This is a genomic window from Kitasatospora sp. NPDC001540 (assembly GCF_042894345.1).
GTDB lineage: Bacteria > Actinomycetota > Actinomycetes > Streptomycetales > Streptomycetaceae > Kitasatospora > Kitasatospora phosalacinea_C.
In genome coordinates, this window is sequence record NZ_JBIAVO010000006.1 from 130,425 (window position 1) to 149,743 (window position 19,319).

The window sequence follows — 19,319 nt, forward strand, 5'->3', positions numbered from 1 at the left end:
CGCCGACCTTCCTACACTTGAGTCCCTTTCGGGGGAACAGGGACAGGCGGGCTCGGGGGAGGCGCGTGTGAGCAGCGGTGCGGGCCAGAGGAAGGACGCGCCCAGGCCGTACTTCTTCCTCAGCTACGCGCACACGCCGCGGATCAACTCGCGGGGCGCGGCCGACCCCAACCTGTGGGTGGCGAAGCTGTACCAGGACCTGTGCGAGGCGATCCTGCAGATCACCGACGCGCCGTCCGGGCACCCCGTCGGGTTCATGGACCGCTCCATGCACCAGGGCCAGAAGTGGGCCGAGCGGCTCTCCCGCGAGCTGGCCACCTGCCGGGTGTTCGTGCCGCTGTACTCGCCGCGCTACTTCAAGTCCGAGGCGTGCGGCCGGGAGTGGTACCTGTTCACCCGCCGCTCGGTCTACCAGCGGCGCCCCACCGCGGAGCGGATGACCGGCATCGTCCCGGCGCTGTGGGTCTCGATGGAGCACTACCAGCTGCCCCGGGTGGCCGGTGAGCTCCAGTTCAACCACGACAGCTTCGGCGCCGAGTACGCCGCCGAGGGCCTGTACGCGCTGATGAAGATCGCCGCGTTCAGCTCCGAGTACCACACCGCGGTGTGGCGGCTGGCCCGGCGGATCGTCGACGTCGCCGAGCAGACCGTCATCCCGGTCGGCCAGGTGCTGGACTTCGAGTCCCAGCCCTCCGCCTTCGACCCGCCCGACAACGCCGACCAGGTCCGGATCTCGGTGTTCTCCTACCAGGAGCGCGAACTGCCGCCCCAGCGCAGCGCGGTCTGGTACGGCGAGCAGCGCACCGACTGGCAGCCGTACCGGCCGGACTCCTCCCGGCCGCTGGCCCAGGACGCCGCCGACATCGCCCGCGGCATGGGCTTCCAGGCCACCGTGAACGAGTTCGAGGAGGGGGCGGAGCAACTGCTGACCGAGGAGCGGCCGTCCCGGCCCTGCGTGCTGCTGGTCGACCGGTGGGCGTTCCTGGACGGGCGGCGGGCCGAGGCGGTGCGCAGGCTGGACCGGCGCAACCTCGGCTCGGTGGCCGTCATCGAGCCCTGGAACCGCGAGGACCAGGAGAGCCGCGAGCACGAACGGATGCTCGACGAACTCGGCGACGGCGTGCTGGCCGTCAGCCGCGGCTCCCGGCAGCGGCCCAGCCTGCGCGAGGAGGGCGGCGCGGGCTCCCCCGGCAGCATCGAGGAGTTCCGCGGCGAGATGGAGCGCGCCGTGATGCGGGCCTGCACCGCCCACGAGCAGCAGCACGGCGGCCCGGACGACGGGCCGGTCGACCGCAGACCCAGCATCGGGCCCTGAGCCGGGCCCGGAACGGCACCTGCAAGGCACCGGGCGGTCGGGACTCCGGCCGGTGAGCACGGCGTGCGCACCACGACGGGCACCAAGGGCCCGGGGGAGGGAACGTCATGACCGAGAGGCAGGCGAAGGGCCCGCAGATCCAGGCGCGCCGCCGCGACGCCACGATCGAGAACCGGCACGGCCGGATCGTCACCTTCTACTCCTACAAGGGCGGCACCGGCCGCACCATGGCGCTGGCCAACACCGCCTGGATCCTGGCCGCCAACGGCTACCGGGTGCTGGTCGTCGACTGGGACCTGGAGGCCCCCGGCCTGGCCCAGTTCTTCCGGCCCTTCCTCAACCCCGAGGTGGTCGCCGCCACCACCGGGATCATGGACCTGTTCGGCGACTACCTCGAAGAGGCCCGCCGCCCGATCGACCGCGACCCCGAGTGGATCGAGGACTTCGCCCGGATCCACCCGCACGCCCTCTCGCTGGCCTGGCCGCACTTCCCCGGCGGCGGCCGGATCGACCTCGTCCCCGCCGGGCAGCGCAACCGCGACTACTCGGTGGCCCGGCTGGACTGGGACCTGCTGTACGAGCGCTACGAGGGCCGCCGGTTCATCCAGTCGCTGCGCGCCGACATGAAGCGCCGCTACGACTACGTGCTGATCGACAGCCGCACCGGCCTCACCGACACCGCCGACATCTGCACCGTCGAGATGCCCGACGACCTGGTGGTCTGCTTCACCCTCAGCGACCAGTCCATCGACGGAGCCTCCCGGATCGCCCGGGTGATCGAGGACCGCTACGGCGACCGCGACATCCGGATCCTGCCCGTCCCGATGCGCATCGACGAGGGCGAGAAGGAGAAGGCCGACGCCGGCCGGGCGCTGGCCCGGATCAAGTTCGCCGGACTGCCCGCGGGCTTCGGCGAGGCCGACCTGGCCCGCTACTGGGCCGGGGTGGAGATCCCCTACCGGCCGTTCTACGCGTACGAGGAGATCCTCGCCCCGTTCGGCGACCAGCCCGGGCTGCCCGGCTCGATGCTCGCCGCCAACGAGCGGCTCACCCGGGAGATCACCCAGGGCCGGGTCAGCGGGCTGCCGCCGATGTCCGAGGACCTGCGGCTGCGCTTCCTCGACGGCTTCGCCCGCCGCCGCCCCACCGCCCCCGCCGACCTGTACCTCAGCTACGTCCCCGAGGACCGGGCCTGGGCGGACTGGATCTCCGCGCTGCTCGCCGACGCGGGCTACCGGGTCGTCCCGCGCGACGTCGGCGCCGGGGCCAACCCGCGCGAGGCCACCGGGCGCGGCATCGACTCCGCGTACCGCACCGTCGCCCTGCTGTCCGCCGCCTACCTGCAGTCCCCGCAGGCCCAGGCGCTGTGGGACCGCACCGTGCTCGCCGACCCGGCCGGGGCCCGCCGCCAGCTGATCCCGGTCCGGGTCTCCGACGTCCGCCTGAACGCGCCGTACAACAACCGCAACCCCGTCGACCTGATCGGCCGCGACGAGGTCGCCGCCGCCACCGCGCTGCTGCGGGCGCTCGGCCGCACCGAGGCCGAACTGCCCGAGCGCAGCCCCGGCGCGCCGCGCTTCCCCGGCACCAAGCCCACCTACTGGGAGGTGCCGCAGCGCAACCACTCCTTCACCGGCCGGGTCAAGGTCCTCGACGACCTGCGGGCCCAGCTCGCGGGCGGCACCACGGCCGTGCTGCCGCCGCCGCAGACCCTGTACGGCCTCGGCGGCGTCGGCAAGACCCAGGTCGCGCTGGAGTACGCGCACCGCTACATGTCGCACTACGACCTGGTGTGGTGGATCGACGCGGAGCAGAGCGAGAACGTCGTGGTCGACCTCGCCGACCTCGCCGGACGGCTCGGGCTGCGGGTCGGCGACAACGTCAGCGAGGCCGCGCAGGCCGCCCGGGACGCGCTGCGGCAGGGCATCCCGACCTCCAACTGGCTGCTGATCTTCGACAACGCCGACGAACCCGGCGAGATCCGCCGCTTCTTCCCCGACGGCCCCGGCCACATCCTGGTCACCTCCCGCAACCAGGGCTGGTCCGGGCAGGCCGGCGTGCTCAACGTCGACGTGTTCGACCGCACCGAGTCCGTCGACCACCTCACCCGCCGGGTCCGCGGCCTCGCCCGCGCCGACGCCGACCGGGTCGCCGACGCGGTCGGCGACCTGCCGCTCGCCGTCGAGGTCGCCGCCGCCTGGCTGGAGACCACCCGCACGCCCGTCGAGACCTACGTCAGCCAGCTGAAGGCCGAGGCCACCAAGGTCCTGGCGGCCGGCGAGACCCCCGTCGACTACCCCACCCCCGTCGGCCTCACCTGGAACGTCTCCATCACCCGGCTGCGCGAGCAGTCGCCCGCCGCCGTCCGGCTGCTGGAGCTGTGCGCGTTCTTCGCGCCCGAGCCGATCTCGCTGCGGCAGTTCTTCTTCTCCGAGCAGATGCGGCTGGCCCTCGTCCCCTACGACCCGGAACTCACCGACACCTTCCTGCTCGGCAAGGTGCTGCGCGCCGTCAGCCGCTACGCGCTGGCCAAGACCGACGCCGCCTCCGACTCCTTCCAGGTCCACCGGCTGGTGCAGGCCGTCGTCCGCAGCGGCATGAGCGAGACCGAGCGCGCCGCCGCCATGCACCAGGTGCACCGCATCCTGGTCAACGCCCGGCCGCCCCGCGGCGACACCGACGACCCCGCCAACTGGCCCACCCTGGAGAAGATCTGGCCGCACCTCAGCCCCTCCCGGGCCCAGGACTGCGACGAGCGCGAGGTGCGCGAACTGCTCATCGACCGGGTCCGCTACCTGTGGAAGCGGGTCGACCTCGACCAGGCCCTGCAACTCGGCCGCCAGCTCGACGCCGCCTGGACGGTCCGCGCCGAGAACGAGACCGACCCCGAGGAACAGCGCCTGTGGCGCCGCCAGATCTACAGCCTGCGCTTCCAGGTCGCCAACGTGCTGCGCTCCCAGGGCTCCTACAACGACTCGCTGGCCCTCAACCAGGCCACCCTCGCCGGGCAGCGCGCACTCCTCGGCGAGCACCACCCGTACGCCCTGATGACCGCCAACTCGATGGCCGCCGACCTGCGCTACCTCAACCGCTTCCAGGAGGCGCTCGCCCTCGACCAGGACACCTACGACCAGTTCGTCGAACTCTTCGGCGAGGACGACCCGCGCACCCTCGCCGTCGCCAACAACCTCGCCATCGACCACCGCCTGGTCGGCAACACCGTCGCCGCCCGCGACCTCGACCAGGACACCGTCGAACGCCGCTCCGCCGTCCTCGGACCGCTGCACCCCTACACCCTCAGCACCAAGTCCAACCTCGCCCGCGACCTGCGCGAGATCGGCGACTACAAGGGCTCCGTGGAACTGCTCCGCGAGGTCACCGAGGCCTTCGACAACGTCGACGCCTCCGGCCTGCCCGAGGAACTGCGCAACGCCAAGTCCCTCGCCGTCTCGCTCCGCCGGGCCGGGCAGTACGCCGAGGCCCGCGAACTCACCGAACGCACCTACGAGCGCTACATCGCGCTCTACGGGCCCGACTTCGTCGACGCGCTGGCCTGCCGGCTCAACCTCGCCGCGGACTTCAGCGCCGCCGGGGACAAGGAGACCGCCCGCGACATCGCCGCCGACGCCTACGAGGGCCACCGCCGCCTCTTCGGCGACGACCACCCCTTCACCTTCGCCTGCGAGAACAACCTCTCCATCTACCTGCGCGGCTCCGGCGACCTGGCCGGCGCCGTCCGGCACGGCCGGGACGCGCTGGCGGGCCTGGCCCGCGTCCTCGGCGAGGCCCACCCCTTCGTCCTCAACGCCGGGACCAACCTCGCCAACGCGCTCGCCGAGTCCGGCGAACTCGCCGAGGCGGAGGAGCTCGCCCGCTCGACCTACGACAGCCTCGCCGCCCGCTACGGCGCCAACCACCCCGACGCGCTGGTCAGCCGGGCCAACCTGGCCGTCACCATCCGGGCCGCGGGCCGACGCGGCGAGGCGGAGGCGCTGCGGATGCAGGCCGTCGCCGCGCTCGTCGAACTCTTCGGCGAGGACCACCCGTCGGTCGTCGCCGCCCGCAGCTGGCAGCGCACCAACCGCGACCTGGAGCCGCAGCCGCTGTAGCGCAAGGAGCCGCGGGCGCACTGCGGGGTCGCGAGGTGGGCGGTGGGGTGCCGTTGCCTCGCGATCCTGCGGTGGGTGCCGGGTTGCTCGCGCAGTTCCTCGCGCCCCTGTCGGTGCGCGTCCTGCCGGTGCGCGTCCCGTGGGTGTGCCTGTTCGCGGGGCGCTACGCCTGGGCGGCCCAGCGGATGGCGTCCGTCATCTCCTTGAGGGAGCCGAAGTGCGCGGCGCCCGGTTCGAGGTAGAGCTGGGCGCCGGGGATGTGGTCGGCGAGCCAGGCGGAGTGGCCGACGGGGGAGAACCTGTCGTCGGCGCCGTGCCAGAGGCGGACCGGGACGCGGATGTCCTCGACGGCGAAGCCCCAGTCCGTGATGAAGGCCAGGACGTCGTCGATCCAGCCGTCCGCGCCGTAGCGGAAGGCCTGGCGGTAGGCGGACTGGAACATCCGGCGGATGCCGATGTCGGCGACGACGGTGCGGTCCGGCGGGCTGAGCTCGGGGACGAGGTTGCGGATCAGCTGGGCCGGGTCGCGGCGGATCACCCGGGAGCGGGCCTGGAACTGGGCGGCGATCCGGGGCAGGCCCAGCTCGGCCTGGCGGTAGGCGCGCTCGTTGGAGGCGGTCATGCCCGCGAACCAGTCGAGGCCCTCCGCGTGGCGGGGGGCGAGCGAGACCTGGGTGGCGGCCCGGCGGACCCGGTCGGGGAGCAGCGCGGCGCAGGCGAGCGCGTGCGGCCCGCCGCCGGAGCGGCCGACCACGGCGAAGCGGTCGAGGCCGAGGGCGTCGGCGATCACGGTGACGTCGTGCGCGGCGGCGGCGACGTCGCGGCCGGGCAGCCGGGTGGACTCGCCGTAGCCGGGGCGGTCGAAGGAGATCAGACGGACCCGGATCCGGGCCAGGACGGCGCTGCGCGGGGCCGGGCCGACCCGGCTGCCGGGGGTGCCGTGGAGCAGGAAGACCGGTCTGCCGGACGGGTCGCCCGAGGTGTCGACGGCGAGGACGCCGCCGTCCGGGGTCTCGATCCTCCGTGTCGCCACGCGGCGGCCCTCCTGCTCAGCTGGGGATGTCGAGGCTGCGCACCTCGCGGCGCGCCTGCCAGGTGGTGTGCTCCCGGGAGATGGCGTCCTCGGCGTCCCGGGCGAACCGGGCCCAGATCTCCTCGGCCTCCGCGGAGTCGAGGTCGAGGGAGGCCAACTGGGCCTCCACCTTGGCGAGTTCGGCTGCGGCGAGGGTGTAGGCGGCGGCCTGCGGCCGGTACTGGCGCAGTTGGGCCCAGGCGGCGACGGAGGCGGCGACGGCGGAGACCGCGCCGAGCGCGTCGAAGCCGAACTGGCCGAGGGCGCGCAGCACGGCCAGCAGCAGGCCCGCGGCGGGCAGCACGACGGCGAGCCGGCCGACCCGGCGGGTGGCGTTGCGGCACTGGACGGCCTTGGCCTGGTACCACTGGCGCTGGCTCTGCACCCGCTCGCGCAGGTAGACCTCGCGGCGGACGGAGAGCGGCTGCTCGCGCAGCTTCTCCATGGTGTCGGTGATCTGCGGGTGGCGGGCCGGGGCGCGCCAGCTGTCGAGCTCCTCGATGACGCCGGGGGCGACCAGGCCGGTGTCGAACTCGCCGAGGATGCCGGAGAGCTGGATGTCGTAGAGGCGTTCGGCGTCCGGCAGCTTGCGCGGCGGCGGCTGGTAGGAGTCGGCGCGCACCGCGTACTTCCACACCAGGGTCTTCACCGATTCGGCGACCGCCCGGCCGTCGTACCAGAGCCGCTGCGGGTTCTGCCGGGCGACGGTGAGGGCGATGAACAGCGCGCCGAGGTACGCCAGGGCGGCGGCCCAGGCCCAGACCGGGCCGTCCGCGGAGCCCGCGAAGGCGGCGCCCACCAGCAGGAGCAGCTCCCAGCGGGAGAGCGCCACCGCCCTGGCCTGGCCCTGCAGGGACGCGCCGTCGGCGGCCCAGAAGACGCGCGGGAGGAGGTCCTGCTCCCGCACGAAGCCGATCGAACGCCCCGCCCCAGCCGCCATGCCCGCCCCCGCAGCGCCGTCTCACCGGTCTCGGGAGTCCTTCCCAGTGCCGGGCGAACTTACGCGGGCGGCAACGGAGTTGGCCGAATGGGGCGGGTCGCCGCGGCGGCGTCACCAGGCGTAGAAGATCCGGTCCGCGTTGTCGGCGATCACCTTGTTGTTCCACTCGGTGCCGCCGTCCACGTTGCCGGAGCGGAACAGCGGCGGGGTGATGCCGCGGTCGGCCAGCTTGCCGATCGCCGAGGCCACCACCGACTGCATCAGGGCGCTGGTGGTGATGGTCGACACCGAGCCGAACGGGGCGCCCGCGCCGGGGTGGTCGAGCTCGCCGTCGCCGACCCCGATCTTGCTGTCCAGGACGACGTCGCAGTGGTCCTTGAGGTAGGTGCCGGACGGGTGGTTGGAGCCGACCTCGCCGGGATAGGCCAGCGAGGTCACGCCGACCACCCTCAGGCCGCGGGCGCGGGCGTGCTGCGCCAGCTCGACCGGCATCACCTGGCGGCCGGAGAGCGAGATCACGAACAGCAGGTCGCCGCTGCGGGCCGGGGTGAGGTCGAGGGTGGTGGTGGCCAGCCCGGAGACCCGCTCCAGGGCGCTGCCCAGGTGCGCGGGCATCACGTTCACGCCGGTCATCCCGGGCACGTTGAGCAGGTTGACCACCACCAGGCCGCCGGCCCGGTAGACCACGTCCTGGGCGGCCAGCGAGGAGTGCCCGGCGCCGTAGGTGAAGATCCGCCGACCGTGCTCGACGGCCTCCGCCAGCAGCTCCGCGGCGGCCTCGACGTTCTCCCCCTCCTCGGCGCGGATCCGCTCCAGGTGGGCCACGGCGGCGTCCAGGTACCGGCCGACCAGCTCGCTCATCTCTGCTCCGTACGGGCTCGGTGCGCGGCCGGGTGGTCCAGACCGCTATGGAGAAAGCTACGGCGTGCACGGTGGCCCGCGCCGGACCCGGCTGTCAACCACGACGAAAGGCGCCGGGCATAGCGGGCTCGCGGATCCGGTTGTCACTGCGGTACGTCAGAATTGGCGGTGAGGACACCGAAGAACGGAGCCAGGGGCGATGTCAGGGCTGATCGACACCACTGAGATGTACCTCCGCACCATCCTGGAGCTGGAGGAGGAGGGCATCACCCCGATGCGCGCCCGGATCGCCGAGCGGCTGGAGCAGTCCGGCCCGACGGTGAGCCAGACGGTGGGCCGGATGGAGCGCGACGGCCTGCTCCAGGTCGCCGAGGACCGCCACCTCGAACTGACCGGCGAGGGCCGTAAGTTGGCCGTCCGGGTGATGCGCAAGCACCGGATCGCCGAGTGCCTGCTGGTGGACGTGATCGGCCTGGAGTGGGAGCAGGTCCACGAGGAGGCCTGTCGCTGGGAGCACGTGATGAGCGAGACGGTCGAGCGCAAGGTGCTCGCCATGCTCGGCCACCCCACCCAGTCCCCGTACGGCAACCCGATCCCGGGCCTGGACGAGCTGGGCGACACCAAGGCGGAGGGCGAGGGCTACGACGCCGGGCTGGTGACGCTGGAGGCCGTCGCGGCCCCGGACGGGGCGGACGTGGTGGTCCGCCGGATCGGCGAGCCGATCCAGACCGACGGCGAGCTGATGCGCACCCTGCGCCGGGCGGGCGTCCGCCCCGGGGCGACGGTGCGGGTCTCCCCGGCGGCCGGCGGCGTGCTGGTCGGCACCGGCGAGAGCGCGGCCGAGCTGGGCAAGGACATCGCCGCGCACGTGTTCGTCGCCCACCTGTAGGCGGCGCGGCGGGCGGCCGGGCCGGGGACGGACGTACGGCGCAGGGCCCGGTGTCCCCACACCGGGCCCTGCGCCGTCCCCCCGTGCCCCCCCCCCCCCCCCCCCCCCCCCCGGGGGGGGGGGGGGGCGGGCCCCCCCCCCCCCCCCGCCCCCCCCCCCCCCCCCCCCCCCCCGGCCCCCCCCCCCCCCCCGGGGCGCCCGGGGCCGGGCCGGTGCCGCCCGGCCCCCCCCCCCCCCGCCCGGGGGCCCCCCCCCCCCCCCCCCCCCCGTCCCCCGTTCCCCCGCTCCCTCCCGTCCCCGCCCGGTCGCGGTCGTGCGCGGCTCCCCGGCCGCGCCCGGCCGCTCCCTCCCCGTTCCCTCCCCGTTCCCCCTCGCCCCTCCTGCTCCCTCCCGCCGCCGCATTCGGCTTCCCCGTCCGAACGCCCTCCCGGCAGCCCCCCACGCTCTCGGCCCGCTCGCTCCCTCCGCTCGGTCGGCCCCGTGCTGACGCTGAGGATGATCCCCTCGGCAACCGCGGCCAATCCTTGAGCGATGTCACCCGATCGGTGGGCTTCCCCCGTTGACCTGCGGGTATGACGACCGGTTCCGGAAGATCGCGCTCCGGACGGGCCGGAACGGGCCCCGGGTACGCGAACGGCGGGCCCCGCCCCGGGATCGGGGGGCCGGACCCGCCACGGCCGCGCGGGGTGCCGCGCGGGAACGCCCCCACCGGATCGGCCGGGGGCACGCTCGGGAGGTCAGCGCACGGCGGCCGCCGGGCGCTGCACGGGGCGCGGGGCCGAGGCCTCGCGCCCGCAGGCGTACGCGAGCGGGCTGACCAGTTCCATCGCGTCCGGCAGCCAGCGGTTCAGCGCGGACGGCGGCCGGGCCCACTGCGCGGAGGCGTACCCGCCGACCCGGGACGGCGGGGCCACCACCCAGTCGCCCTCGCCGCGCGCCACCAGGTCGAGCCGCTCCGGCGACCAGCCGATCTGCCGGAGCAGGTCCGGCAGCTTGTCGACCACGCCGGGCAGCACCAGGAAGTGCAGCCGCCGCCCGGTGCGCCCCGGCGCGGCGGGCGCCGCGACCACCGGGCCCAGCTGCAGCCCCATCCGCTCCATCCGGGCCAGCGCCAGGCAGCCCGCGACCTCCGGCACGTCCAGCACGTCGAAGGCCCGGCCGGTGGGCAGCAGGATCGAGGCCTCCGGGTTCTCGGTCCACCACGTGCGGACCACCCCGGGCCCGGCGCTCGCCCGGCGCAGCCAGTCCGCGCCGAGGGGGTGCGCGCCGGGGAGCGCGCACCCCTCCTCGCCGCAGGAGCAGCGGGCCGGGCCGTCGCCGTCGAGCAGCCAGGCGCCCGGCGCGACCTCCCAGTGCCGGTCCTCGGCGTAGCGGACGGCTTCGATCAGCAGCGGCGGCAGGTTCTGTTCGGGGGCTCCGGGGGTGTTGTCCACGTGCTGCACAACTACCGTCCGTGAGTGCGGGTTACGGCCCCGGGCCGAACGGTTCGAACGGGGCGCGCGTTGTCACCCGGGACGGTGATCCTGGTCGGAACCGGTCGTCCGAGCAGGGGCGGTAACGGGCGCAGTGGGGGCGCACGGAGGCATTCACCCGGGCGCGTGGGGAGTGGGTACGTCACCGTGGGTATTCCGCATGGTGTTGCACAGTCGTCGCCCTCCGGTCGGGTCCGGACGGCGTTGGGGAGGCGGAAAAATCCCATGGCCGCGAGACCACTCGTCGCACGAGAGCCGAACGAACGTCTGCAGCAGCTGATCCAGGAGGCGGGCTGCTCCAATGCGGGCCTGGCCCGCCGGGTCAACCTCTGCGGAGCAGAACACGGACTGGACCTTCGCTACGACAAGACCTCCGTCGCCCGCTGGCTGCGCGGGCAACAACCCCGCGGGCAGGCGCCCGCGGTGATCGCCGAGGCGCTCGGCCGCAAGCTCGGCCGCGGCGTGACCGTGGACGAGATCGGCATGGCCGACGGCAAGAGCCTCAGCTCCGCCGTCGGCCTCCAGTTCGCGCCCAGCCTGGGCGCCGCGCTGGAGCAGATCTGCGAGCTGTGGCGCAGCGACGTCGGCAAGCGGGACTTCCTGGCCGGCACCACCGTCGCCGCCTCCGCGCTGGTCGAGCCCAGCCGGGACTGGCTGATCACCCCGCCGGACCCGGTGGTCGCCCGCACCGGCGGCACCCGGGTCGGCCTGGCCGACGTCGCGGCGATCCGGGCGACCACCCAGATGCTGGTCGACCTCGACCACCGCTTCGGCAGCGGCCACGTCCGCCCCGTCGTGGTGCACTACCTCAACAGCGTGGTCTCCGGCTTCCTCGGCGGCTCCTACCGCGACGAGACGGGACGTCAACTCTTCGGCGCCGTCGCCCGGCTGACCGAACTGGCCGGGTACATGGCGGTCGACACCGGCCAACCCGGCCTCGCCCAGCGGTACTACATCCAGGCGCTGCGCCTGGCCCAGGCCGCCGACGACCGCGGCTACGGCGGCTACGTGCTCGCCGCCTCGATGAGCCACCTCGCCGCGACCCTCGGCAACCCCCGGGAGATCGCCCAACTCGCCCGCGCCGCCCAGGAGGGCGCCCGCAGCGTCGCCACGCCCACCGCGATGGCGATGTTCTACGCCGCCGAGGCCCGCGGCCACGCCCTGCTCGGCGACGCGTACGCCTGCGAGAGCGTCGCCGCCAAGGCGCTGGCCGCGATGGAGCAGCGCAACCCGGCCGACGACCCCGACTGGATCGTCCACTTCGACGAGGCCTACCTCGCCGACGAGTTGGCGCACTGCCACCGGGACCTGCAGCAGGGCGAACGGGCCGAGCACTACGCCCGCACCGCGCTGGAACTCCACCCCGCGCACCGGGTCCGCCGCCGCGCCGTCGACCTGGTCCTGCTCGCCACCGCCCAGCTCCAGCAGCGCGACCTGGAACGCGCCTGCGAGACCGGCACCGAGGCCGTCCGGCTGCTCAGCGGGCTGCGCTCCAACCGCGGCGTCGAGTACCTCGACGACTTCCGCAACCGGCTGGAGCCGTACCGCGGGCACCGCGCCGTGCGCGAGTTCCACGCCCGGATGGAGGGGGAGGCCGCGTAGCGCCCGGCCGGCGGCGGAACGTGAATCAATAGCACGGATCAGCGGCCCGCGTAGTCACCTGTGCCGGTGAACGGGTACCGTGGCCTCGCAGTTGTGGTCCGCCGTCAGCACTCCGGCGGGGCAACCGAGAGGCCCGGGATCCCGGAGCCGTGCACAGGTGAGGAATCGCGTTGAGCCAGCGCCGCTCGTACCCCAACTCCGGCGACTTCAATCTGGACGACCTGTTCCGCCCGGAGCCCGCCGCGGACGGCCAGGGCACCCCGGCGCAGGCCGCCGCGGAGCCCCCGTACGCCCCGCCGCAGGCCCCCGTCCCGCAGCAGCAGTCCGCGCCGCCGCTGGGCCAGAGCGGCAGCCCCGAGTACTGGGGCACGCCCCCGCAGCAGGCCGCGGCGGCCCCGCAGGCCGACGAGGGCGCCACCCAGTACCTGCCGCCCTACCCGACCGGCGGCCCGTCCGTCGGCGGCGCCCCCCAGCCCGGCTTCCCGCAGCACCCCCCGCAGCAGCCGCAGGCGCCCGCGTTCCAGCCGCAGCCGCCGCAGCCCGGGTACGGGGCTCCCCAGCCCCCCCAGCCGACGTACGGGGGCGGCGTGGGCTACGGGGCCCCGCAGGCGCCGCAGCAGGGGTACGCGGCCGACGGCGGCGGACGCAGGAAGCCCAACACCAAGGTGCTGATCGGCGCGGGCGTGGCCGGCGTCGTGGCGGTTGCCGTCCTGGTCGGGGTGCTGGCCGGCGGCGGCGACGACAAGAAGGACAAGAACACCGCGAAGGGCGGCACCACGGCCGGGCAGAGCGCCGCCCCCAGCCAGAACAGCGGTAACGCCGCCGTCACCCCCGAGATGAAGGCCCAGGCGCAGGCCATGTCCGACCTGCTCGGCACCGCCAGCGCCAGCCGCACCTCGGTGGTCAACGCGGTCGCCTCGGTCGGCAAGTGCCAGAACCTCCCCGACGCGCAGGGCGCCCTCACCGCGGCCGCGGCCCAGCGGCAGGACCTGCTCAAGAAGCTCGGCGACCTCAAGGTCGACCAGCTCACCGACGGCGCGAAGCTCGTCGCCCAGCTCCAGCAGGCGTGGCAGGCCTCCGCCACCGCCGACTCCGAGTACGCCCAGTGGGCCGGTGACCTGGTCGCGGGCTGCGACCCGGCCAAGTCGAAGGAGAACGAGCACCTGCGCAACGGCGACGCGGCGAGCGGCCAGGCGACGACGGCGAAGAAGCAGGCCTCGGAGCTGTGGGGCGCGATCGCGACGAAGACGGGGCTGCAGGGCAAGAGCGCGGGCGAGCTGTAGGGCGAACTCCAGGGCGCACCGACGGGGAGCGCACCGACAGGGGCGCGGGGAACTGCGCGCAGCGGAGTCGCACGTCAGCAAGATCGCGGGATAGTGCAAGTGATCATCCTGCGTCGCGATCCGGCTGTGCGTCCTCGGCTGGCCGCGCAGTTCCCCGCGCCCCCGGCTCGGCTCTGCCCTACGCGGGTGGCTGGCCGTTGGTGAGGACCCAGCGGACGTCGGTGAAGCCCTGGCGCTGCTCGGTGAGGCGGCCGTTCTGGACCTTCTGGAAGGTGACGGAGGTGTTCACCAGGCGGGGCGACTCCGCGCTGGGGAGCATGTTGGTGACGCCCCAGCTGAGCGGCGGGGTGGTGCCCGCGGTGTCGATGGGGTCGCCGCTGTCGAGGATGACCTGGAGGGCCTTGGCGGTGATCGGCTTGCTCCTGTCGATGCGGCCGACGGCCTGGCGGAGGACCGCGTAGGCGACCCAGGTGGTCTGCACGCCGGGGTCGGCGACGTCGATGGTGGCGCCGTTGCCGTAGGTGCGGACGGTGGCGCGGAGGTCGTCCCAGACGGCGGAGGACTCGGCGGGGAACCAGCCGGTGGCGTACGCGCCGCGCAGCGGGCCGTTGTCGCCGCCGGTGGAGTCGACCACGGACTGCTGGAAGGAGCCGATGACGGACGCGAGTTGGGTGTTCTTCGGGTTGGCGCGGCGGTACGGGTCGAGCAGGTTGGCGGTGGGTTCGGCGCCGAGCGCGGAGAGCATGCAGTTGCCGGGCCGGTCGTCGCCGATGGCCCGGCGGGTGTACGGGGAGTAGTCGTTGGACTTCTCGGGGGCCTTGACGTCGCTGACCTTGATGCCGGTCTTCGCGACGGCGCTGGTGAGGTAGTTGACCAGGGTGTCGCCGGCCCGGGTGTCGGGGCGGATCAGGGCGATCTGCTTGCAGCCGGCCTCGACGAGCTGGCGCCCGCTGCCCGCGACGAGGGCGGGGAGGCCGCCGTTGACGGGGTAGGAGAGCGGGCTGCTGAACTCGGGGCTGGAGAGGCCGTAGCCGCCGAGGAAGGGGATGCCGGCCTGTTCGAGGATCGGCACGAAGGTGCTGCCGTACTGGCTGGCCGAGCCGACCACGGCGACGGCGTGGGCGTTGACGGCCTGCTCGGCGCAGGCGGTGGCGCCGTCGGTGGTGTCGTGCTCGTTGCAGGTGAGGACGCGGACCCTGTGGCCGTTCAGGCCGCCGTGGTCGTTGAGTTCGCGACCGACGGCCTCGGCGAGGGCGGTCATGCCGGGGCGGTCGGCGGCCCCGGTGCCGGACGGGGCCCAGGTCATGACGGTGACGTCCTGGCCGGTGGCGTCGGCGGCGGCGGGTCCGCCGCAGGCGGAGGCGGAGAGCAGGGCGGGCAGGACCGCGGCGGAGGCCGCCAGGGCGGCGGCTGCGCGGCGTCGTCCGCTGACGGCGGGTAGCGGGTGGGGGGTTCCGTTCCGCGTCATGGCGCTTTTCCTCCCTGGAGGTGCTGCTTCGGGTCGTCCCGTGCTCCGTTGCGCAGGTGCGGCGGATCAAGGGTGGTCGCCACCGGGCACGCCGAGAGGGACGCGATGTGAACGGACCGCCAACGGGGGAGGAACACGGAGCGTTGTCGGTCGGTGACGCGTGTAGAGCCGGGCCGGGCGGGAACGTACGATCGACTCCCGTGTCCGACAGCATGGATTCTCCGCACCGGTCTGCCCGAAACGCTTCTCGAACGGGCGTCCGCTCCAGCACGATGGGCGGCATGCCCTTGAGTGATCTGCCCTGGTGGCGCTGGCGGGCCCGGATCCGCTCGGCGCTGCACATGTTCTCCGACCCCGCCTTCCAGCGTTCGGCCTGGCTGGCGGGCCCCGGCGGTTACGGGGACGTCACCGACGCGGTGTACCGGCTGGTGGAGGACAGTTGGCTGGACCGCTGGTCGGCGGAGAAGTACGTCGGCTCGGTCTTCCGGGACTCCGCGGAGGCGGTCGCGGTGGACGGCGCGGTGCTGCGGGTGCTGCGGATCCTGCACCAGGTCGGCGCGGACGCCCCGGCCGCGGCGTACCTGGGCCACCCGGACTGGCCGGAGGCGGTGCGGGCGGCCCGCGAGGCGCACCACCGGCTGGCCGTCAACGACGGCGACGACCCCGACCTGCCGCCGCTCCCGCTGGCCGAACTGCGGCGGCTGACCGCGCGCGACTGACCGCCGCCCCCGCCCGGGGGAGTCTCGGGTGGCGGGCGGCGTCCACGGCCTGCGGCGATCTGTGCCAGGCTGTGCCGTTGCCCGTCCTCACCCGAACCGAGGAAAACCGGAACCAGAAACGGGGCCCCGCGCCATGGAAGAGACCGCCCGCTCCCAGTACGTCCTGACGCTGTCCTGCCCCGACAAGCAGGGCATCGTGCACGCGGTCTCCAGCTACCTGTTCATGACGGGTTGCAACATCATCGACAGCCAGCAGTTCGGTGACGCCGGGACGGGCCTGTTCTTCATGCGGGTGCACTTCTCCGCGGAGGAGCCGGTCACCGCGGAGAAGCTCCGGGCGAGCTTCTCCGCGATCGGCGACTCGTTCCGGATGGAGTGGCAGATCCACGACTCCGCGGAGCGGATGCGGGTGCTGCTGATGGTCTCCAAGTTCGGGCACTGCCTGAACGACCTGCTGTTCCGCACCCGGATCGGGGCGCTGCCGGTGGAGATCGTCGGCGTGGTCTCCAACCACACCGACTTCCGCGAGCTGACCGAGTCGTACGGCATCGCCTTCCACCACGTCCCGGTGACCCGGGACACCAAGGCCGAGGCCGAGCGGCGGCTGCTCGACCTGGTCGCCGAGGAGCGGGTCGACCTGGTGGTGCTGGCCCGCTACATGCAGGTGCTCTCGGACGAGCTGTGCAAGGCGCTGTCCGGGCGGGTCATCAACATCCACCACTCCTTCCTGCCGAGCTTCAAGGGCGCCAAGCCGTACCACCAGGCGCACGCCCGGGGCGTGAAGTTGATCGGCGCCACCGCGCACTACGTCACCGCCGACCTGGACGAGGGGCCGATCATCGAGCAGGAGGTCGCCCGGGTCACCCACGACGTCACCCCGGAGCAGCTGGTGGCGCTCGGCCGGGACGTCGAGTGCCAGGCGCTGGCCCGCGCCGTGAAGTGGCACAGCGAGCGCCGGGTGCTGCTGAACGGTTCGCGCACCGTGGTCTTCGCCTGACGATCGCGCCGGTGCCCCTGCCGACGCCCGGTCAACGCCCTTGCGGCCGCCGGTGTTCGAGCGCGGCTGGACATTTGTAGGAAGGGTGGTTCGCACGTGGCGCCCCGGTGTCGGGCGCGCCCTCGGCGGTACGGTCTTGGGTACCCGCGAGGGCGGTGCCGCCGTCCGGTCGTGCGAACCCCGGCAGGGTGAGCGGGACAGTATGCACCGAGCCGTCCCCCGAACGCTGGAATATGCCCGAAGCTCTTGCTGCGACCCGGTCACGGAATCATTCTGGGGCGTATTCGTGTCGATGCCATGGGCAGTCCCGGTCGGTGACCTCCGCTGCGGGGGGCCGACCGGACCGGCGGGATCAAGCGGGCCGAATACCTAGTGCGGGTGGTGGAGCGGTGCAGGTACTCCAGGTACAGCTGGCGGTCCAGGCGGACCCGGCGGAGGTGTCACGGGCGCGGCGGTGGGTCCGGGACCGGCTGCGGGCGGGCGGGATCGACCAGGACTCCCCGGTGGCCGAGACCCTGGTGCTGGTGGTCTCCGAGCTGGTCACCAACGCGGTGGTGCACACCGGCCGCCCGGCGGTGCTCAGGCTGCTGCTGCCGGTCGACCCCGCCGCCGCGCCGCCCGCCGTCCGGGTGGAGGTCTTCGACACCAGCTGCGCCGCCCCCGCGCCCCGGCACGCCGGGGCCGACGAGGACGCCACCAACGGGCGCGGCCTGGAGCTGGTCGAGCTGCTCTGCGAGCGCTGGGGCTGGTACCCGGACGGCTCCGGCAAGCGGGTGTGGTGCGAGATCGGCGACCCGGACGCGCCCTGCGCGCTGGCGGCGCAGCCGGTGGCCCGGGAGCCCCGGGTGGCCTCGGTCGGCTGACCCCTCGAGGGCGGCGCGCGGTGCGGCGGGCGCCCGTCGGCGGGCCGGTCGCGCGCCCGCCGCGCGCGGCCCGCGCCCCGGACGATCCCGTCTGAATTTCGGACAACCCATTGACGTGACGTATCCGACTGATCACTCTTGGGTGCGGCGCCCGTTGCGAGGGGACGCCGAGGGAGACCGGGCGGTGCCGACACTCAGGGGGTCGTTGGCCGTCCCCGTCCGGAACCTCGGCGAAATCGGGCCGCCCGGGCGTCACGGCTTCAGGGCCCGGACGCCGACCGGACGGCGTCCCGCCGTGCCGTGCTCGGGGTGCGCACGGCGGGCCGCCGTTCCGCCACCGGCGGCGCGGAGGCCGCATCGTGACCCAAAACCACTGGAAACCAGTAGTGGTCTACACCAAAACTGAGGGGCGTGACCGCACCCGAACTGCAATCCGCCCCCACCCCGCTGGTCAGCACGGCGAAGACGCCCGCCATCTGGTCGGGCAACTTCCGGCTCTACTTCACCGCCCGGACGGCCGGGCTGCTCAGCGACGCGATGCTCCCGGTGGCCGTCTCGGCCGGCCTGGTGACCTCCGGCTACCGCACCTCCGAGGTCGGCTTCGCGATGGCCTGCCTGCTCGGCCCGTTCGCCGGACTGGTGCTGTTCGGCGGGGTGCTCGCCGACCGGTTCACCGCCCGGCGGCTGATGATCTTCGCCGACCTGCTCAACCTCGTCACCCGGGTGCTGCTCGCGGTGCTGTTCTTCCACGGATTCGACCGGCTCTGGCAGCTCTACCTGCTGCTCGCGCTGGCCGGCACCGCCGCCGCGATGTTCCAGCCCGGCGCCGCCTCCACCGTCCCGCTGGTCGCCACCGACGTGCAGGGCGCCAACGGCGTGCTGCGGATCTCCGAGGCGCTGACCGGCCTGGCCGGGCCCTCGCTGGCGGCCGCGCTGATCACCGTCTCCACCGGCTGGGTGATGGTGATCTCCGGCGTGACGTACGCGGTCAGCGCCTGCTGCCTGCTGGCCCTGCGGCTGGGCCCCGTCCCCGCCCCGCCGCCCGGCGACAGCCTGTGGCGCAACCTGGTCGGCGGCTGGCACGAGTTCTGGTCCCGCAGCTGGATGTGGGGCGTCATCCTGATCTGGATGGTCTTCACCGTGCTCTCCTGGGGCCCGCTCGCCCCGGTGGTGGTCGGCGACATCGCCAAGCGCGACGGCGTGGTCGTCTACGGCGTCATCAACAGCATGCTGGGCGCGGGCACCATCATCGGCGGCGTCCTCGCCATCCGGGTCAAGCCGGTCCGCCCGCTGGCCGCCGGTGCCGCCGCGCTGTTCCTGTTCGCCGTCCAGCAGTTCGCCTTCGCGGCGGGCCTGCCCTGGCCGCTGCTCGGCACCGCCCAGCTGGTCTCCGGCATCGGCATCAGCTTCTGGGGCGTCATGTGGGCCACCAGCGTGCAGACCCAGGTGCCCGGCGAGGTGCTCAACCGGATCCACGCGTACGAAGTGGCGGGCTCCGTCTGCATGTTCCCGCTCGGCTCGGCACTGGCCGGTCCCGCCGTCGACGCCCTCGGCGCCACCCGGGTCTACCTGATCGGCGGCCTGGTCACCCTGGGCACCGCGACCGCGCTGCTGCTCAGCCCGCCGATCCGCAACCTGCGCCGGGTCCCCGACGCCGGGGTGGTCGCGTCCGGGCACTGAGCGGCCCGAGCGGCCCGAGCGCTCCCGGCCGGTCCGGTGACCGGAATTC

14 protein-coding genes are annotated in these 19,319 nt (G+C 73.9%); 9 read left to right on the plus strand and 5 right to left on the minus strand.

The annotated features are described in order from the left end of the window. Positions 1 to 67 precede the first annotated feature (67 nt). Positions 68 to 1,315, plus strand: coding sequence for a TIR-like protein FxsC (locus ACFY00_RS10530; RefSeq protein ID WP_388029504.1), 1,248 nt, complete (start codon positions 68 to 70; stop codon positions 1,313 to 1,315). Positions 1,316 to 1,422: 107 nt separating this feature from the next. Next, the gene (fxsT, locus tag ACFY00_RS10535; RefSeq protein ID WP_388029507.1) at positions 1,423 to 5,424 is read left to right on the plus strand and encodes an FxSxx-COOH system tetratricopeptide repeat protein; all 4,002 of its coding nucleotides are present in this window, start codon (positions 1,423 to 1,425) and stop codon (positions 5,422 to 5,424) included. A gap of 163 nt (positions 5,425 to 5,587) precedes the next feature. Here fxsT and ACFY00_RS10540 read toward each other — a convergent pair whose 3' ends face one another. The 3 genes from ACFY00_RS10540 to ACFY00_RS10550 all read right to left on the minus strand — a co-directional run bounded on the left by ACFY00_RS10540 (position 5,588) and on the right by ACFY00_RS10550 (position 8,297). Next, positions 5,588 to 6,457: an alpha/beta fold hydrolase gene (locus ACFY00_RS10540; RefSeq protein WP_388029509.1), complete on the minus strand. Its 870-nt coding sequence runs from the start codon at positions 6,455 to 6,457 to the stop codon at positions 5,588 to 5,590. Positions 6,458 to 6,473: 16 nt separating this feature from the next. Continuing rightward, positions 6,474 to 7,403: a DUF4231 domain-containing protein gene (locus ACFY00_RS10545; RefSeq protein ID WP_388029511.1), complete on the minus strand. Its 930-nt coding sequence runs from the start codon at positions 7,401 to 7,403 to the stop codon at positions 6,474 to 6,476. Positions 7,404 to 7,547: 144 nt separating this feature from the next. After that, positions 7,548 to 8,297: a sugar isomerase domain-containing protein gene (locus tag ACFY00_RS10550; RefSeq protein ID WP_388029512.1), complete on the minus strand. Its 750-nt coding sequence runs from the start codon at positions 8,295 to 8,297 to the stop codon at positions 7,548 to 7,550. Between the two features lie 199 nt (positions 8,298 to 8,496). Between ACFY00_RS10550 and ACFY00_RS10555 the strand changes: the two genes are divergently transcribed. Then, positions 8,497 to 9,186 carry a metal-dependent transcriptional regulator gene (locus ACFY00_RS10555; protein WP_388029513.1) on the plus strand — a complete coding sequence of 230 codons (690 nt, stop codon included), beginning with the start codon at positions 8,497 to 8,499 and terminating at the stop codon, positions 9,184 to 9,186. 737 nt (positions 9,187 to 9,923) lie between these two features. Here the strand turns inward: ACFY00_RS10555 and ACFY00_RS10560 are convergent. Further along, complete coding sequence (locus ACFY00_RS10560; protein WP_388029515.1) at positions 9,924 to 10,628, minus strand: bifunctional DNA primase/polymerase; 705 nt, start codon at positions 10,626 to 10,628, stop codon at positions 9,924 to 9,926. A gap of 255 nt (positions 10,629 to 10,883) precedes the next feature. Here ACFY00_RS10560 and ACFY00_RS10565 point away from each other — a divergent pair, with 255 nt between their 5' ends. Then, a complete protein-coding gene (locus ACFY00_RS10565; protein WP_388029518.1) occupies positions 10,884 to 12,260 on the plus strand; it encodes a transcriptional regulator in 1,377 nt (458 codons plus the stop codon). 170 nt (positions 12,261 to 12,430) lie between these two features. After that, the gene (locus ACFY00_RS10570) at positions 12,431 to 13,543 is read left to right on the plus strand and encodes a hypothetical protein (protein ID WP_388029521.1); all 1,113 of its coding nucleotides are present in this window, start codon (positions 12,431 to 12,433) and stop codon (positions 13,541 to 13,543) included. A gap of 178 nt (positions 13,544 to 13,721) precedes the next feature. Here the strand turns inward: ACFY00_RS10570 and ACFY00_RS10575 are convergent, their stop codons facing one another. Further along, positions 13,722 to 15,011: an ABC transporter substrate-binding protein gene (locus tag ACFY00_RS10575; protein ID WP_388029523.1), complete on the minus strand. Its 1,290-nt coding sequence runs from the start codon at positions 15,009 to 15,011 to the stop codon at positions 13,722 to 13,724. Positions 15,012 to 15,292: 281 nt separating this feature from the next. On the opposite strand from ACFY00_RS10575, the gene ACFY00_RS10580 reads away from it, so the two are divergent. From ACFY00_RS10580 to ACFY00_RS10595, 4 genes are all read left to right on the plus strand, one after another. After that, on the plus strand, positions 15,293 to 15,730 hold the full coding sequence (locus ACFY00_RS10580) for a hypothetical protein (protein ID WP_388029525.1): 438 nt from the start codon (positions 15,293 to 15,295) through the stop codon (positions 15,728 to 15,730). A 133-nt stretch (positions 15,731 to 15,863) separates the two neighbouring features. After that, positions 15,864 to 16,727: a formyltetrahydrofolate deformylase gene (purU, locus tag ACFY00_RS10585; RefSeq protein WP_388029528.1), complete on the plus strand. Its 864-nt coding sequence runs from the start codon at positions 15,864 to 15,866 to the stop codon at positions 16,725 to 16,727. A gap of 389 nt (positions 16,728 to 17,116) precedes the next feature. Then, entirely contained in the window at positions 17,117 to 17,590 is a 474-nt protein-coding gene (locus tag ACFY00_RS10590; RefSeq protein ID WP_388029530.1) for an ATP-binding protein, read from the plus strand. Between the two features lie 411 nt (positions 17,591 to 18,001). Continuing rightward, entirely contained in the window at positions 18,002 to 19,270 is a 1,269-nt protein-coding gene (locus tag ACFY00_RS10595) for an MFS transporter (RefSeq protein WP_388029533.1), read from the plus strand. The last annotated feature ends 49 nt before the right edge of the window (positions 19,271 to 19,319 follow it).

Bases quoted from the DNA above. Each gene is read 5' to 3' on its own strand.
- fxsT (WP_388029507.1), top strand. From the start codon at position 1,423: ATGACCGAGAGGCAGGCGAAGGGCCCGCAGATCCAGGCGCGCCGCCGC.
- ACFY00_RS10555 (WP_388029513.1), top strand. From the start codon at position 8,497: ATGTCAGGGCTGATCGACACCACTGAGATGTACCTCCGCACCATCCTG.
- ACFY00_RS10580 (WP_388029525.1), top strand. From the start codon at position 15,293: ATGCCCTTGAGTGATCTGCCCTGGTGGCGCTGGCGGGCCCGGATCCGC.
- ACFY00_RS10565 (WP_388029518.1), top strand. From the start codon at position 10,884: ATGGCCGCGAGACCACTCGTCGCACGAGAGCCGAACGAACGTCTGCAG.
- ACFY00_RS10550 (WP_388029512.1), bottom strand. From the start codon at position 8,297: ATGAGCGAGCTGGTCGGCCGGTACCTGGACGCCGCCGTGGCCCACCTG.
- purU (WP_388029528.1), top strand. From the start codon at position 15,864: ATGGAAGAGACCGCCCGCTCCCAGTACGTCCTGACGCTGTCCTGCCCC.
- ACFY00_RS10575 (WP_388029523.1), bottom strand. From the start codon at position 15,011: ATGACGCGGAACGGAACCCCCCACCCGCTACCCGCCGTCAGCGGACGA.